General features: G+C 62.4%; 14 protein-coding genes and 2 pseudogenes. 8 read left to right on the top strand and 8 right to left on the bottom strand.

All coding sequences use genetic code 11. The features are described from left to right. Position 1 precedes the first annotated feature (1 nt). On the bottom strand, positions 2-1,147 hold the full coding sequence (locus tag ACQVLG_RS12655; protein ID WP_474294855.1) for a hypothetical protein: 1,146 nt from the start codon (positions 1,145-1,147) through the stop codon (positions 2-4). Between the two features lie 207 nt (positions 1,148-1,354). Between ACQVLG_RS12655 and ACQVLG_RS12650 the strand changes: the two genes are divergently transcribed. From ACQVLG_RS12650 to yacG, 6 genes are all read left to right on the top strand, one after another. Then, entirely contained in the window at positions 1,355-2,827 is a 1,473-nt protein-coding gene (locus ACQVLG_RS12650; protein WP_474294853.1) for a DHA2 family efflux MFS transporter permease subunit, read from the top strand. Between the two features lie 73 nt (positions 2,828-2,900). Further along, positions 2,901-4,097, top strand: a complete 1,197-nt coding sequence (locus tag ACQVLG_RS12645; protein ID WP_474294851.1) for a type II secretion system F family protein — start codon at positions 2,901-2,903, stop codon at positions 4,095-4,097. Between the two features lie 106 nt (positions 4,098-4,203). After that, positions 4,204-5,073: a prepilin peptidase gene (locus ACQVLG_RS12640; protein ID WP_474294849.1), complete on the top strand. Its 870-nt coding sequence runs from the start codon at positions 4,204-4,206 to the stop codon at positions 5,071-5,073. Positions 5,074-5,095: 22 nt separating this feature from the next. After that, positions 5,096-5,743, top strand: a complete 648-nt coding sequence (gene coaE / locus ACQVLG_RS12635; protein ID WP_474294847.1) for a dephospho-CoA kinase — start codon at positions 5,096-5,098, stop codon at positions 5,741-5,743. A 62-nt stretch (positions 5,744-5,805) separates the two neighbouring features. Further along, a complete protein-coding gene (gene zapD / locus ACQVLG_RS12630) occupies positions 5,806-6,561 on the top strand; it encodes a cell division protein ZapD (RefSeq protein WP_230541464.1) in 756 nt (251 codons plus the stop codon). Positions 6,562-6,572: 11 nt separating this feature from the next. After that, entirely contained in the window at positions 6,573-6,761 is a 189-nt protein-coding gene (gene yacG, locus ACQVLG_RS12625; protein ID WP_101483945.1) for a DNA gyrase inhibitor YacG, read from the top strand. 13 nt (positions 6,762-6,774) lie between these two features. Here yacG and ACQVLG_RS12620 read toward each other — a convergent pair whose 3' ends face one another. From ACQVLG_RS12620 to argJ, 5 genes and pseudogenes are all read right to left on the bottom strand, one after another. Continuing rightward, positions 6,775-7,194, bottom strand: coding sequence for a PIN domain-containing protein (locus tag ACQVLG_RS12620; protein ID WP_474294844.1), 420 nt, complete (start codon positions 7,192-7,194; stop codon positions 6,775-6,777). A gap of 6 nt (positions 7,195-7,200) precedes the next feature. Beyond that, entirely contained in the window at positions 7,201-7,410 is a 210-nt protein-coding gene (locus ACQVLG_RS12615) for a FitA-like ribbon-helix-helix domain-containing protein (RefSeq protein ID WP_474294842.1), read from the bottom strand. A 119-nt stretch (positions 7,411-7,529) separates the two neighbouring features. Continuing rightward, positions 7,530-7,949 carry an NUDIX domain-containing protein gene (locus ACQVLG_RS12610; protein ID WP_230541467.1) on the bottom strand — a complete coding sequence of 140 codons (420 nt, stop codon included), beginning with the start codon at positions 7,947-7,949 and terminating at the stop codon, positions 7,530-7,532. Next, positions 7,946-8,829, bottom strand: a pseudogene (locus tag ACQVLG_RS12605) (ATP-binding protein). The gene ACQVLG_RS12610 and the pseudogene ACQVLG_RS12605 overlap by 4 nt, the downstream one beginning before the upstream one ends. Continuing rightward, complete coding sequence (gene argJ / locus ACQVLG_RS12600) at positions 8,826-10,064, bottom strand: bifunctional glutamate N-acetyltransferase/amino-acid acetyltransferase ArgJ (protein WP_230541469.1); 1,239 nt, start codon at positions 10,062-10,064, stop codon at positions 8,826-8,828. Before argJ ends, ACQVLG_RS12605 begins: the two are co-directional and overlap by 4 nt. A 183-nt stretch (positions 10,065-10,247) precedes the next feature. Between argJ and ACQVLG_RS12595 the strand changes: the two genes are divergently transcribed. Further along, positions 10,248-11,612, top strand: a complete 1,365-nt coding sequence (locus ACQVLG_RS12595) for an alpha/beta hydrolase (protein WP_474294839.1) — start codon at positions 10,248-10,250, stop codon at positions 11,610-11,612. 73 nt (positions 11,613-11,685) lie between these two features. Here the strand turns inward: ACQVLG_RS12595 and secA are convergent. After that, positions 11,686-14,458 (bottom strand): annotated as a pseudogene (gene secA, locus ACQVLG_RS12590) (preprotein translocase subunit SecA). Between the two features lie 279 nt (positions 14,459-14,737). On the opposite strand from secA, the gene ACQVLG_RS12585 reads away from it, so the two are divergent. Next, entirely contained in the window at positions 14,738-15,247 is a 510-nt protein-coding gene (locus ACQVLG_RS12585; protein WP_070222473.1) for a DciA family protein, read from the top strand. Between the two features lie 140 nt (positions 15,248-15,387). Here ACQVLG_RS12585 and lpxC read toward each other — a convergent pair whose 3' ends face one another. Continuing rightward, entirely contained in the window at positions 15,388-16,323 is a 936-nt protein-coding gene (gene lpxC / locus ACQVLG_RS12580; protein ID WP_474294837.1) for a UDP-3-O-acyl-N-acetylglucosamine deacetylase, read from the bottom strand. Between the last annotated feature and the right edge of the window lie 39 nt (positions 16,324-16,362).

Here is a 16,362-nt window from a genome sequence, read left to right as displayed (position 1 = left end):
ATTACTTTTTCAGGCACGTGCCCATGTACGTGCGGTCGGTCGAGAACTCGACCGCCATGCTCGACGACACCGGCATGAACATCGAGTAATCTGCCGGCACGTCAGCCGGGTCCTTGAACACGGCGATGCCATCGAAATCGACGGCCTGCGCGCCCAGGCCCAGCTTGTTGACGGTGATGGTTTCCGCATGCGTCTTGCCGCTCGTGTTATTCGTCAGGGTCGCGGTGCTGCCGGCAACCTCGATCTTCGCGCTGATGCCCGGCGCCGAGCAGGCGTAGCTGCCGGCGATTTCAGTGCCGATCTTCTGTTGTTTGGCGGCGACAATGGTGCCCACGCGCAGCACGTTCTGCTGGTTGCGGCTGTAGCGGTCAATGAACAGCGCCAGCCCCCGGTCGCCGGCATGCACGTGGACAATGCCGAAATCCTGCTGGCCCTGGCGGGCGACGAGCAAACCGTTCTTTGCATCCTTGACCAGGGTCAGGCTGGCGTTTTCCGCTTCCAGCTGCGGCGATACCGCGGAGCACACGCCTTGCGCATTGAACACGCCGCCATTGCACAGTTGCGCGCTGCCATCGGCCGCCACCTTGAGGCTGCCCTTCGGATTAAAGCGGTCGCCACCATTCGAGGCATTGCGCATGGCGCCCAGGAAGATATAGCTGCCGGCCAGCTTGGCCACGTCGGTGGCGGTATAGCCACTGCCGCTGACGTTGGAATTCATGCTGCCCAGCTTCACCGTCCCTGTCAGCAGGCGCGTGCGCGCATCGACGGTGACGCTGAAATCCGTTGCCGTATAGGTGGTGAGATTGCCGCTGGTGGACGCGGTAAACGTGCCGCTGCGGTCGCTCAAGCCGAATTGCGTCGACAGCACGCGAATGGCGTAGGTTTTCTTTGCGCTGTCGAACGCGATGCGCCACGTGTCCCCGATATCGGCCGCCACGTCATACACCGTCTCGTCCGCATTGGCGCCGGCGATCACGGCCAGGCCAGCCTGGGCCGCGACCGCTTGCGAGGCGACCGTCACGGGATCGGCGACGGGCGTGACCACGACGGGCGGCGTGACTGGCGCTTCCGGTGCAGCGTGATCGCCGCCGCCACCGCAGGCGGACAGGGCGGCGCTCAGAGCAAGGAAGGTAAGTGCATTTTTCATGTGGCATGACTTTTCGGGAAGGAGGGGCGGGAACTGCCGGAAAACACATGCTAGCCTTGCCAGTAATCTATTGCCATGGAACAAATGTTCCATGGACTCTGCCCCCGACTCGATGCCAGAATGAACGGCGCGGGCGGCAAGCCTGCGCCATTTATGTGACAATTCATCGTACTGTCGGCTCCGTCTTACCTCCTCAGGCTCGCATCCATGACCAGTTCCCCGATTAAAAGCTACCTTCCTTGGGTGGTCGCCACCGCCCTGTTCATGGAGCAACTCGACTCCACCATCGTCAATACCGCCATTCCCGCCATGGCCGCCAGCCTCAACGTGACGCCGCTGAGCCTGAAGGCCGTCGTCACCAGCTATATCCTGAGCCTGGCCGTGTGTATCCCCATCAGCGGCTGGATGGCCGACCGCTTCGGCACGCGGCGCGTGTTTTCCGCCGCCGTTGCCATCTTCACCATCGCCTCCATCCTGTGCGGCCTGTCCGTAAATGCGCCCATGCTGGTGGCCGCGCGCCTGCTGCAGGGCGTAGGCGCGGCCATGATGATGCCGGTGGGCAGGCTCACCATCATCCGCACCTTTCCCAAGTCACAATTGCTGGCGGCCATGAATTTCGTCATCATCCCCGCCCTGATCGGGCCCCTGCTGGGGCCTACCGTGGGCGGGCTGATCGTCCACTGGCTGTCGTGGCGTGAGATTTTCTTCGTCAACGTGCCTGTCGGCCTGGCGGCGCTATACCTGGCGCACCGCTACATGCCCGACTATTACGGCGACAAGCCCCGTCCGCTGGACCTGATCGGCCTGGTGCTGTTCGGCACGGGCATCGCGCTGCTGTCGTGGCTGCTGGAAATCTTCGGCGAACACCGCATCGACGGTACTTCGTTTGCCGTGCTGCTGTTCATTTCCATCAGCCTGCTGGCTGCGTATGCCTGGCATTCGAGCGAAGTGCTGCACCCGCTGCTGCGCCTGGCCCTTTTTAAGATCCGCACTTTCCGCGTCTCGGTGGTGGGCGGCTTTGTCACGCGCCTGGGCGTGGGCGGCCTGCCCTTCCTGTTGCCGCTGCTGTACCAGCTGGGCCTGGGCTTGCCCGCCTGGCAATCGGGATTGCTGATGATGCCGTCGGCCGCCGCCGCCATGGGCATGAAATTCATTTCCGCGCGCGTGCTGGCCCGCTTCGGCTACCGCCAGGTGCTGATCGTCAACACCGTGCTGATCGGCATTACCATCGCCATGTTTTCGCAGGTGGGCGCGGGCACGCCCCTGTATGTGATCGTCGCCATCAGCCTGTGCCTGGGCTTTTTCAATTCGCTGCAATTTTCCAGCATGAATACCATCGCGTATGCCGACGTCGACAAGGCCGATTCCAGCATGGCCAGCACCATCGCCAGCTCGATGCAGCAACTGTCGATGAGCTTTGGCCTCGCCTTCGGTTCGCTGATCACGGGCTGGTACCTGGGCGACATGCCGCAGTCGGACCGCGCCATGCTCAGCACGGCACTGCACCACGCCTTCCTCACCCTGGCCGCCCTGACGGTGCTGTCCTCGCTGACCTTCTGGACCCTGCGCCGCGACGATGGCGAAAGCATCAGCAAGGGCACGGACAGCGACGAGGACGATGCGGCCGACGTGAAAGCCCAGGCCGTTGTACAGACGGAAGTGCAAACCACAAAAGACTGAGCCACATCAAGCTTGCCGCCAGTACGGCTGGTACTCTTGCCTGACGCTGCTACCGTGACGGCAGGAGGTGCACATGGCGGCCGAGCGGCGCTTTGCATGGAAGGGCACGGATCGCCATGGCAAGGCGGCCGAAGGCGTCTTGCGCGCCGCCGATGCCGGCGCGGCGACGCTCGCGCTACGCCGCCAGGGCATCCTGGCCACCCGTGTGCGGGCTGCGCGCAGCGCGCCGGGCAAGGCCATCACGCGCAAGGATATCGCCCTGTTCACACGCCAGCTGTCGACCATGATGGCGGCCGGCGTGCCGCTGCTGCACGCCTTCGACATCGCCGGCAAGGGCCACGCCAAACCGGCCGTCACCGAGCTGATGCGCGACTTGCGCCACGACATCGAAGCGGGCAGCAGCCTGCAGCAGGCGTTCCGCCAGTTCCCGCTGCTGTTTGACGAGCTGTATTGCAAGCTGCTGGCGGCAGGCGAACAGGCCGGCATCGTGCAGGACTTGCTGGCGCGCCTGGCCACGCACCAGGAAAAGGCCATCGCCCTGCGGCGGAAGGTGCGCGGCGCGCTGATGTATCCGCTGGTCATCGTGCTCGTCGCCATCGTCGTCACGGCCATCATCATGAGCGTGGTCGTGCCCGCCTTTCGCCAGGTCTTCGACAGCTTCGGCGCACCGTTGCCGCTGCCTACCCTGCTCGTCATGGGCGCGTCCGCCTTCCTGGTCCATTACTGGCTGGCTTTGTTGGCGGCGCTCGTGCTCGCTTGCGTGCTGCTGCACCTGGCCTGGCGCCGCTGGCCCGCCTGGCGGCGCAACACGCAACTGCGGGCACTGCGCCTGCCCGTGTTCGGCCCGCTCCAGCGCAAAGCGGCGATCGCCCGCTGGACGCGCACCCTGGCTGCCATGTTCGCCGCCGGCGTGCCGCTGCTCGATTCGCTCGGCCTGGTGGGCGCCGCTACCGGCCACGCGCTGTACCAGGAAGCGACGACAAGCATCGAACGGGAAATCCGCGCCGGCGGCAGCCTGGCCCTGGCCATGGAGCACAGCGGCGTATTTCCCCCGCTGCTGACGCAGCTGGCCCTGATCGGCGAGGAATCGGGCGCGCTCGACGCCATGCTGTCGCGCGCGGCAGATATCATCGAGGCCGATATCGATGCCACCGTGGCCACCCTTGCCACGCTGCTGGAGCCGGCGCTGATGGTGGTGCTGGGCGTGCTGGTCGGCTCCCTCGTGATCGCCTTGTATTTGCCGATTTTCAAGCTGGGCGCCGTGATTTGAAGACATGTCGACGCAAAACGTCCCCATGCGCCAGCGGATGTTTTACACTGCTGCAGTGCCAGGCAATGTTTGCGCGGCAACATTCATCCCCTCAGACAAGTTCACCATGCTGCAAGATACCCTGCTGTTCGCCGCGCCCGGCAATCTTCCCGTCGCCCTCGTCGCCGCCCTGTTCGGCCTGATCGTCGGCAGTTTTCTGAATGTGGTGATCCACCGCGTGCCAAAAATGATGCAGCGCGACTCCGATAACTACGTGGCGGAGGAAAGCGGCTTGCCCCTGCCGCACACGGACCGCTACAACCTGATGCTGCCGCACTCGAACTGCACCGCCTGCGGCCACCGCATCACGGCCATGGAAAACATCCCCGTCCTCAGCTACCTGCTGCTGCGTGGCAAATGCAGCGCCTGCAAGGCGCCGATCTCCGCGCGCTATCCGCTGGTGGAACTGCTGACGGGCACGCTGTCGGCCCTCTTGATCTGGCACTTCGGCAGCGGCTGGACGGGCCTGGCAACGCTGGTGTTTGCCTGGCTGCTGATCGCCATGACCTTCATCGATGCCGATACGCAAATGCTGCCGGACGACCTCACCTTCCCTCTGCTGTGGGCGGGCTTGCTGGTCAATATCAACGGCACCTTCGTGCCGCTGCAGGACGCCGTCATCGGCGCGGCCGCCGGCTACCTGGCCCTGTGGGCCGTGTACTGGGCCTTCAAGCTGGCGACAGGCAAGGAGGGAATGGGCTATGGTGACTTCAAATTGCTGGCGGCGCTAGGTGCGTGGCTGGGCTGGACCATGTTGCCGACGATCATATTGTTGTCGTCGCTGGTGGGCGCCGTGGTCGGCATCGGCCTGATCGTGTTTGCCAAGCGGGGGCGCGACAAACCGATTCCCTTCGGCCCCTACCTGGCGGCGGCGGGCCTGATCGCGCTGCTGTACGGCACGCCCCTGTCGCGGCTCACGCTGGGCCTGACCGGCTGACCGGCCCCTTATGGATACACACATGCAATTACACAACGCCCCCTATTTCAGCATCGGACTCACCGGCGGCATCGGCTGCGGCAAGAGCACGGTGGCCGACCTGTTTGCCGCGCGCGGCGCCTCCATCGTCGATACCGACCAGATCGCCCACAGCCTGACGGCGCCGCATGGCGCGGCCATGCCGGCCCTGGTGGCGGAATTCGGCCCCGACTATGCGGACGCGCGCGGCGCCCTCGACCGCACCAAAATGCGCAACCTCGTGTTTTCCGACGCCGCCGCCAAGGCCAGACTGGAAGCCATCCTGCACCCGCGCATCCGCCAGGCGACCCTGGAGGCCGCCGCCGCAGCAACGGGCAGCTATGTGATCTTTGCCGTGCCCCTGCTGGTCGAGTCCGGCGGTTGGGTGGAACGGGTCAACCGCGTGCTGGTCATCGATTGCGAGGAAAGTTTACAAATATCGCGTGTGATGGCGCGCAATGGCTTATCGGAAGAACAAGTCAAGGCCATCATTTCCACGCAGGCCACGCGCGCCATGCGCCTCGCGGCGGCGGACGATGTGATCGACAATAATGGCGATTTGGCTGACCTGGCGCCGCAGATTGCCCAGTTGCACGATTTATATCTGGCATTTTCAAAAAGAATGGCTGGAATCGGGTCGCAACGTTTGTAATTTGTCGACGCTTGGTTCAAAATCACGGGATTGTTTGCAGGTCCTTACTTAAGGGAATTATTTTGATTGTCTACGAATACCCTTTCAACGAACGCATACGTACCTTGTTGCGGCTGGAAGACCTGTACGACAAATTCAAGTTCTTCATCCAGCAAGAGCATGCAATGCAGCACCATGTTGCCTTGGCAACCATTTTCGACATGCTCGAAGTGGCGGGCCGCGCCGACCTGAAGTCCGACCTGCTGCAGGAACTCGAGCGCCAGCGCCAGAGCCTGCTGGGCTACCGCAGCAATCCGAATGTAGAACCGGAAACCCTCGATGCCATCCTCGGTGAACTCGACAGCGTCAGCGGCGCCCTGGTGGCGGCGCAAGGCAAGACGGGCCAGAATATCCGCGACAATGAATGGCTGATGAGCATCCGCGGCCGCACCATCATCCCGGGCGGCGCCTGCGAATTCGACTTGCCGTCCTACTTTGCCTGGCAAAAACGCAGCTGCGAGCAGCGCCTGGCCGATATCCACGCCTGGTTCGCCCCGCTGGCACCGCTGTTCGATGCGCTGGCCCTCGTCTTGCGCCTGCTGCGCGATTCCGGCGGCCCCGTGAAACTGATCGCCAATGGCGGCAGCTACCAGCAAATGCTGCAAGGCAAGGTGTACCAGATGCTGCGCCTGAGCCTGGATGAAAACAGCGGCGCCATCCCGGAAATTTCCGCCAATAAATATATGCTGTGGGTGCGCTTCACCACCCAGGGCGGCGACTTGAAACCCAAGCCGCTGGAAGACGATGTACCATTCGAGCTCACGCTCTGTAATTTTTAACTGTAATCGCCATGACCGTCGTTAACTGCCCTACCTGTGCCGCCAAAGTCGAATGGACTGAAGCCAACAAATTCCGCCCCTTCTGCTCGGAACGCTGCAAGCAGATCGACCTGGGTGCCTGGGCCGAAGAGAAATACACGATCCCCGCCGCCGATCCGTTCGAAGATCCATTGGCGGACGAAGACAACAAGCCGCAGTAAGCCGCAATTAGCTTCAATTAAACGGATTTTCCAGGCGCAGCCCCTGCGTCAAGAAGCTACCAAGCCGTCCACTGACCACCGTCAAGCCATAGGCGATGCCCATCGCCGCAATCTGCCTGTCCACGCCCGGCACTTGGCTGCGGCCAGCATGCAGGCGGGCGCACACGAGCGCGCAATCGAGATCGAATTCCAGCAGGCGGGGCGCATACTCTGCCAGCACAGCTTCCAGCCAGCCCTCGAGCGCCAGTGCTTCCAGCGCCGCTTCGCGCCGCCAGCTGCACTGTATGCCTGCGCGCAACTCGGCGATCACTTGCACCGGCACGTAACGCTCTTCCGGGGCGGTACGCTCGAAAAAGGCGGTCACGCCCGCCGGCGCAGCGCTGCCTTTCCCGCGCGGAACGATCACATCCGTATCAAGCAGGTAGCCGGGCATGGCGCGTCAGGAGCGGCGTTCGAAATCCGTGTCGAGTCCCACGTCCGGCATGGCGCGCAAGATGTCGTCGAGCGGCCGCTTCGGCAACGGCCGCAGGGCGCTGCGCAGGATGTCGCGGTGCTCTTCCTCGATGCTGCGCCCATGGGCGCGCGCACGCTTATGCAGCGCCGCGAGCAGCAATTCATCCGTATCGGTGAAGGTCAGGGTCAGCGCCATGCGAGTTCCCCCAGTGCGTCATGAGAGCACTGTAGCGCAAAACACCGGCGATGCAAGGGAAGGACGAAACAGGCTTGCGCCAGCGCAGCACAGGGGCGGCATACCGGCGCAAGTCATGCTCAGGCAGCCAGCGATTCCCGGCGTACCTCGTCGAGCCATTCCAGCAGAGGAATGGTGGCCGGCAGCAAGGGTTCCACGCCGACCGTGCCCTGCCAGGCGAACGCCTGCCCTTCCAGGCTTTGCGGCTCGCCCCGCCATTCGCGGCTGATATAGAAATGCAGGCGCACATGGGCGTGCGGATACACATATTCGACGCCGCACCAGGCCTCGGCGCTGTCGATGTATAAACCCAGCTCCTCGACAAACTCGCGTTTCAAGGCATCCAAAATGGCTTCGCCCGGTTCGACTTTACCGCCAGGAAATTCCCAATAGCCATCATACGGCTTGCCGGCCGGGCGCTGGCCCAGCAGCACGTCGCCGTTCGGCTTCATGAGGATGCCGACGGCGACGTCCACCGGTGTCACTTTCACTTCGCTCATTGCGGCAACTTTCCCGCAGGTAGTTTCCCAGCATAATCGCGCGCAAATTGCCAGGCGACACGGCCCGAACGGGAACCGCGCTGCAAGGCCCAGCGCAGGGCATCGCCGCGCGCTTGCCCGATCTGCTCCGGCGTGCAGCCGAACGAGGCCAGCCAGTGGGCCGCGATATCGAGGTAGTCATCCTGCTTGAACGGATAGAACGACAGCCACAGGCCGAAGCGCTCGGACAGCGAGATTTTCTCTTCCACCGTCTCGCCCGGATGCAAATCGCCATCGTCGTCCGTCTTGTAGCTGGTGTTGTCTGACATGCGTTCCGGCATCAGGTGACGGCGGTTCGAGGTGGCGTAGATCAGCACATTGTCCGATTGCGCGGCGATGCTGCCGTCGAGCGCCACTTTCAGCGCCTTGTAGCCGCTTTCGCCCTCTTCGAACGACAGGTCGTCGCAAAAGATGATGAAGCGCTCGGGGCGCGCCGCCACAAGGTCGACGATGTCGGGCAAGTCGGCAAGATCTGCTTTATCCACTTCGATCAGGCGCAAGCCCTGGCCGGCGAACTGGTTCAGGCAGGCCTTGATCAGCGACGACTTGCCCGTGCCGCGCGCGCCCGTCAGCAGCACGTTGTTGGCGGGACGACTGGCGACGAACTGGCGCGTGTTTTGCTCGATCTGCGCCTTTTGCGTGCCGATGTTGTGCAAGTCATCCAACGCGATGTGTTCGACACATGGGCCACCGCCTGCAGATGGCTGGCGGCGCCCTGGCGCCGGCGCCAGCGGAAGGCAAAGCTGTTCCAGTCGGTCGCCGGCAAGGCCGGCGGCAAGATCGACTCCAGGCGCGCCAGTACCCGCTCGGCGCGGATCAGGAATTGATCGAGGGCGGTCATGAGCGGTAGTCGGCGTTGATCGACACGTAGTCATGCGACAAGTCGCACGTCCACAGGGTAGCCGTCGCATCGCCGCGCGCCAGTTTCACGCGGATGGTGATTTCGCTTTGCTGCATCACGCGCTGGCCATCCTGTTCCTGGTAATCGGGGTTGCGGCCGCCGTTCTTGGCCACCCACACGTCGTCCAGGTACAAATTCAATTGACCCACGTCAAGGTCGTCCACGCCCGCATAGCCGATGGCGGCCAGGATACGGCCCAGGTTCGGGTCGGAGGCGAAGAAGGCCGTTTTCACCAAAGGCGAATGGGCGATGGAATAGGCGATCTTGCGGCATTCTTCCACGTTGCGGCCGTCTTCCACGGTCACAGTCATGAACTTGGTGGCGCCTTCGCCGTCGCGCACGATGGCTTGCGCGAGAAAAGTAGACAGTTCGGTGACGGCAGCGGCCAGTTCCGCGTAGTGCGGCGAGTCGATGGAATCGATGACCAGGCTGCCGGCACCCGTGGCCACCAGCATGAACGAGTCATTCGTGGACGTATCGCCGTCGATGGTGATGCAGTTGAACGACTTGTCGGCCGCCTGTTTCACCAGCTGGTCCAGCACGGGCTGGGCCACGGTGGCGTCGAATGCGAGGAAACCCAGCATGGTGGCCATGTTCGGCTTGATCATGCCGGCGCCCTTGCTGATGCCCGTCAGGGTGACCGCATGGCCGCCGATGGTGACGGTGCGCGAGCCCGCTTTCGGCTGCGTGTCAGTGGTCATGATGGCTTCCGCGGCCGAAAACCAGTTATCAGGCGTCAACGCGGCCACGGCTTGCGGCAAGCCGGCCACCAGGCGCTGCACGGGCAAGGGTTCCAGGATCACACCGGTGGAAAACGGCAGGATTTGCTGCGGCGTGCAGCCCAGCAGCTCGGCCAGCGCGGCGCAGCTGGCCTGCGCATCGGCCAGGCCCGATTCGCCCGTGCCCGCATTCGCGTTGCCCGTGTTGACCAGCAACGCGCGGATCGGCGCGGCGCCGGCCGTCACTGCCGCCAGGTTGGCTTTCGAGATTTGCACGGGCGCGGCGCAGAAGCGGTTCAGGGTGAACACGCCGGCCACGGTGGCCGTCGGCGCCAGTTTCAATACCAGCAAATCCTTGCGGTTGGGTTTCTTGATGCCGGCTTCGGCAACACCGATTTCAATGCCGGCGACGGCTTTCAAGTCGGCGGCGACGGGCTTGGGGGAATTGACGGCCATGGTGATTTCTTCTGCGAGGGAAAAGGGAAGCGCTATTGTAGCGCCTTCGCGGCGCGGGTGAACATGCGGCAAAGGAATAGTCGCGACGGCCCCGGCTGCGGCGAGAGGGGCCGCCAGCGTGGCCAGGCTTGCGATTTATCAAAACGCTGCCTGCCTGGCGGGGCTAAGGTATGGGAATGGACGATGGCGAGACTTGCAATCGCGCCGTCCAGGGAGGGTGTCATGGTGCAGGGCCAGTCAAACCGGATGCAGCGCAGCGATGCGGGTCGGTCATGCCTGTTGCACCTGTTATGCCTGTTTTGTCTGCTGGCGTGGTTGACGGCTTGTACGGTGCCAGATGGCGCGACGCAGCACATAGGCGACGACTCGATCGGACAGGCCTCTGAAGCGCACCCAGCGGCTGCAGTTCCGCCGCCTCCCAAGGTACCGTGGCCAGCACCCACCAGTCCGTGGAGCAGCGCATGGTCGGGCACGGGCGGCCTGCTCGGCAACCTCGGCAATCTGGTCGGCAGCACGGGCAGCGGCGGCACGCCGAGGTACGGCAACGATGCGCCGCCGCCCGGCGCCGTGCACGTCACCGTGTATTACGCCACCGACCGGCAATACCAGCCCGGCAGCCACAATTATGGCTGGCAGCCCAACCGTGTGGCGCCCTACCTGAGTTACGGCAGCGTCGTCGTGAGCATCCCGGAGAAAAGAGCGCCGGGCGAGTTGCCGTTGCCGCCCTGGTACGCCATCCTGTCCGGCGACAATGCGCAAAAATATGTGCTGATCAAGGGAAGCACGCGCCTGTCGCGCACGGATTTTCTCGCCACCGTCAAGGCCAGGATACAGGCCGCCCCGGAACGGCACGCCGCCCTCATCTACATCCATGGCTACAGCAACTCATTTGACGACGCCGCCCGGCGCACGGCGCAGATGGCGGTCGACCTCGATATCGGCGCCCTGCCCGTGTTCTACAGCTGGCCGTCGAAAGGCACCTTGGCCGGCTATGAGTTCGATGAAAATGCCGCCGAATGGACGCAGGCACACCTGCAAGCCTTCCTGGCCGACTTCGCGGAGCACTCTTCCGCCACGGATATCTACATCATCGCCCACAGCATGGGCAACCGCCCGATGTCCGTGGCCATGGCCAACCTGCTGGAAAAGCGTCCCGAGCTGCGGCCCCTGTTCAAGCAGGTGGTGCTGGCGGCGCCGGACATCAATGCCGATATCTTCCGCGAGCAGATCGCTCCCCGTTTTGCCAGCCTCAAGCTTCCCGCCACCCTGTACGCGTCCGCGAACGACAAGGCCATGCGGGCTTCCTACAATTTTGCCGACTGGGACAGGATAGGCGACATCCGCGGTCCCGTCGTCAGCATCCCCGGCATGGAAATCATCGATGCCTCGGCCGTCATCATGAATTTCATGGGCCACGATTACTTCGCCAGCAACCGCGTCCTGCTGACCGACATCGCCACCATGATCAAGACGGGCCAGCGGGCAAAAAACCGCGGCGGCTTGAAAGGCATTCCCTCGCAGGCGCCGCAATACTGGGCCTTTCCCTGAGCCGCCGGCCACGTACAGCCGAAAAAAAACGGAGACCGCAGTCTCCGTTCTTGTTCAGGCGGTCAAACAGGCTTTACGCCAGCTTGCCGTGGCAAGCCTTGTACTTCTTGCCGCTGCCGCAAGGGCATGGGTCGTTGCGGCCCACTTTGACGCCCATGCTCACGCTCATGTCGTCGACGTTGTCCATATTAGTGCCGGCGACAGGCGCCAGCAGCTCTTCCGGCGCCGCGTTCGGGTCGAATTCGGCGTGCTGGTAGTGCACGTTTTCCACGTGCGACTGCTGCATCGCCTGTTCGGCCGCATCGACTTCTTCGCGCGACTGGATGCGTACCGTCATCACGTGTTTCGTGACGTCGTTCTTGATCATGTCGAGCATCTGGCCAAACAGTTCAAACGCTTCGCGCTTGTATTCCTGTTTCGGGTTCTTCTGCGCATAACCGCGCAGGTGAATACCCTGGCGCAGGTGGTCGAGCGCCGCCAGGTGTTCGCGCCAGTGGCTGTCCACGCTTTGCAGCATGACATTGCGCTCGAAGCCGTTGAACGATTCCTTGCCGACGATGTCGATCTTCGACTGGTACACGGCATCGGCCGCGGCCAGCACTTTTTCCAGGATCTCTTCGTCCGTCAAGGTCGAATCGGCTTCCAGCATTTCATGCAGCGGCAAATCGAGTTGCCATTCGCTGGCCAGGGTATTTTCCAGGCCCTTGATATCCCACTGCTCTTCCACCGATTCGTGCGGCACGTACTCGTGCACCAGGTCGGTGAACACGCCGTGGCGCAAGGAAGCGATCATGTCCGAGATGTCGGTCGTTTCCAGCAGCTCATTGCGCTGCTGGTAGATGACCTTGCGCTGGTCGTTGGCGACGTCATCGTATTCCAGCAATTGCTTGCGGATATCGAAGTTGCGCGCTTCCACCTTGCGCTGGGCTGATTCGATCGAACGCGAGACGATGCCTGCCTCGATCGGTTCGCCTTCCGGCATTTTCAGGCGGTCCATCACGGCGCGCACGCGGTCGCCGGCGAAGATGCGCAGCAGCAGCGCGTCGTCGAGCGACAGGTAGAAGCGCGACGAACCGGGATCGCCCTGGCGGCCGGCACGGCCACGCAGCTGATTGTCGACGCGGCGCGATTCGTGGCGTTCGGTGCCGATGATGTGCAAGCCGCCCGCATTGACCACGTGGTCGTGCAGCGACTGCCATTCATCGCGCAAGGTCTGAGACTGGGCGGCCTTGTCGGCATCGCTCAGTTCAGGATTGGCTTCGATGAACTTGATCTGGTTTTCGACGTTGCCGCCCAGCACGATGTCCGTACCGCGACCGGCCATGTTGGTGGCGATGGTGATGGCTTTCGGACGGCCTGCCTGGGCGATGATTTCCGCTTCGCGCGCATGCTGCTTCGCGTTCAGCACGTTATGCGGCAAACCGGCCTTGGTCAGGATGCCCGACAGCAGTTCCGAGTTCTCGATCGAGGTCGTGCCGACCAGTACGGGCTGGCCGCGCTCGTAGCAGTCGCGGATGTCGTTCAACATCGCGTTGTATTTTTCCGCCGATCGACTTGTAGACCTGATCCTGGCGGTCCTTGCGCTGCAGCGGACGGTTTTGCGGGATCACGACCGTTTCCAGACCGTAGATTTCCTGGAATTCGTACGCTTCGGTATCGGCTGTACCGGTCATGCCGGCCAGCTTGGCGTACATGCGGAAGTAGTTCTGGAAGGTGATCGAGGCCAGGGTCTGGTTCTCGTTCTGGATTTTGACGCCTTCTTTCGCTTCGACGGCCTGGTGCAAGCCATCGGACCAGCGGCGGCCCGTCATCAGACGGCCCGTGAATTCATCGACGATCACCACTTCATTGTTCTGCACCACATAGTGCTGATCCTTGAAGTACAGCGCATGCGCGCGCAGGGCCGCATACAGGTGGTGCACGAGGGTGATGTTGGCCGAATCGTACAACGACGCGCCTTCCGGCAGCAGGCCCATTTCCATCAGGATGCCTTCGGCCTTTTCATGGCCCGCTTCCGTCAGTAGCACCTGGTGCGCTTTTTCATCCTTGGTGTAGTCGCCCGGCACTTCGACCTTGCCCTTGCCGTCCGGCGTTTCTTCGCCGATCTGCAGGGTCAGGCGCGCAGGCACTGCATTGATCTTGTGATACAGGTCCGTATGGTTCTCGGCCTGGCCCGAAATGATCAGCGGCGTACGCGCTTCATCGATCAGGATCGAGTCGACTTCATCGACGATGCCGAAGTTCAGGCTGCGCTGCACGCGCTCGCGCGCTTCGTAGACCATGTTGTCGCGCAAGAAGTCGAAACCGAATTCATTGTTCGTGCCATATGTGATGTCGGAGTTGTACGCCTGCTGCTTGGCGCTGTGCTCCATCTGCGACATGTTCACGCCCGTCGACAGGCCCAGCCACGCATACAGGCGGCCCATGGTCTCGGCATCGCGCTGCGCCAGGTAATCATTGACGGTGACGATATGCACGCCCTTGCCCGACAAGGCGTTCAGGTAGGCTGGCAAGGTTGCCATCAGGGTCTTGCCTTCGCCCGTGCCCATCTCCGCGATCTTGCCGAAATGCAAAACCATGCCGCCGATCATCTGCACATCGAAATGGCGCATGCGCAGGACGCGCTTGCTGGCCTCGCGGCAAACGGCAAACGCTTCCGGCAACAAGGCATCGAGCGATTCGCCGGCGGCGATGCGTTCCTTGAAGGCAGGCGTTTTCGCTTGCAGCTCGGCATCCGACAGCTTTTCGATGGCCGGCTCGAGCGCATTGATCTCGCGTACCGTTTTTTGGTATTGCTTGAGCAGCCGCTGGTTGCGGCTACCGAAAATCTGGGTCAGTAATGACATGCTTGAATTCTTGAAAAAACGCCGTTAAAAAAAGCTCGGTAGCTGACAGCGAGATAACAATCGCGTGACCGCACGGAGTTCGACTATGGCAAAAGACGATGATTTTATCATGCGTTCCCGCCAAGGTTGGGGTAATGCACCATATAACAATAGCTTAATGACAAACAAATGGCAGAAATTGCGGACATTTCCCATACTGTAAAGCAATGCGGCCCGCCCGCCTGCACCGCACCCGCCGCCGCACTCGTCATGCGCGGGCGAGTGTGCTATGTTTCGGCCATGCGAACTCCCACTTATTCTCCGGCACCGCGCCGCGGCTACGGCTTCGCCCGTTCCGGCCCGGCCGCGACGGGCGCAACCGATTTTCTGCGCGGCAACGCCACGATGGCTTCCCTGATGCCCACCGTCACGCGCCTGGCCGCCCTGCAAAAAGATTGCGCCAAGGCCTTGCCGGCGATGTTCGAGCATTGCGACATCCTGCAATTCGAGGGCGGCCAACTGGTGCTGGCCACGCCGAACGCGGCACTGGCGGCCAAGCTCAAGCAGCAATTGCCGAAACTGCAAGGGGAACTGGAAAGAAAGGGCTGGCAAATTTCAGGCATCAAGCTGAAAGTGCAAGTCATCAAGAGCATCGCGCCCATCGTGCATACGCGGGCGCTGGTCTTGCCGGAAAAGGCCATGTCGGCCCTGGAAGAACTGAGCACGGCCCTGCCGCCATCGAAGCAGAACGAGCAATTGATCGCGGCGCTGCGCAACATGGTGCGCCACCACCGCGAACCAAAAGACTAAGAACACCATGCGGCGTCTTGACACCTCAGAAAACCGTAGCGAGCGGGCCTAGTTCTGGTCAAGAAGCGCAACCGTACGAAGGTACGGTGAGCATCGCAGGCCGGAAATCGGCACGCGCAGTAGGTTTAATGAGGCGTCCCTCAGGTAAGCGACCACTCGCGCTCCATTTGCCGTAAATACGACTGCGGCGCCGCCTCGTTCGTGGCGAACGAGACGATTTCATACGCTTCCGGCTGCTCCAGCAGCGCCAGCAGCAGCTGGTTGTTCAGTGCGTGGCCCGATTTATGCGCCGTGTAGTAGGCCAGCAAGGGATGGCCCACCAGGTACAGGTCGCCGATGGCGTCGAGGATCTTGTGGCGCACGAACTCGTCCTCGTAGCGCAAGCCATCGGCATTCAGGATGCGGTATTCGTCCCAGACGATGGCGTTTTCCAGCGAACCGCCACGCGCCAGGCCCATGCCGCGCAAGCTTTCCACGTCCTGCATGAAACCGAAGGTGCGCGCGCGCGCCACGTCGTGCACGTATGACACGTCGCCGAAATCGACGGAAGCGCGCTGCATCGTGCCATCGACGGCCGGGTGATTGAATTCGATGAAGAAATCGAGCTTGAAACCGTCGTATGGCGACAATCTCGCCCATTTCTCCGCGTCGCCCTTGCCGTGACGCACTTCCACCGGCTTGATGACCTTGATGAATTTCTTCGGCGCTTCCTGCTCTTCCACGCCGGCTTGCTGCAGCAGGTAGACGAAGGACGAGGCGGAACCGTCCATGATGGGAATTTCTTCCGCATTCACGTCGATATACATATTATCAACACCCAAGCCGGCCGCGGCCGACATCAGATGTTCCACGGTCGATACCCTGGCGCCATCCTTGATCAGCACGGAAGCCATGCGCGTATCGCCCACGGCCATGGCGCTGGCGGGAAACTCCACGATGGGATCGAGGTCAATGCGGCGAAACACGATACCCGTGTCGATCGCGGCAGGACGCAGAATCAGCTCCACCTTGGTGCCAGAATGCAAACCGACACCGATGGTGCGGACCTGTTGTTTGATAGTGCGTTGTTTTAACATCTGTCGATTATATCCAGTTGCCGGATTTTCGTTGTGACG

It is taken from the genome of Janthinobacterium sp. TPC_1 (assembly GCF_056037845.1).
This window is presented reverse-complemented; position numbering and strand designations above follow the sequence as displayed.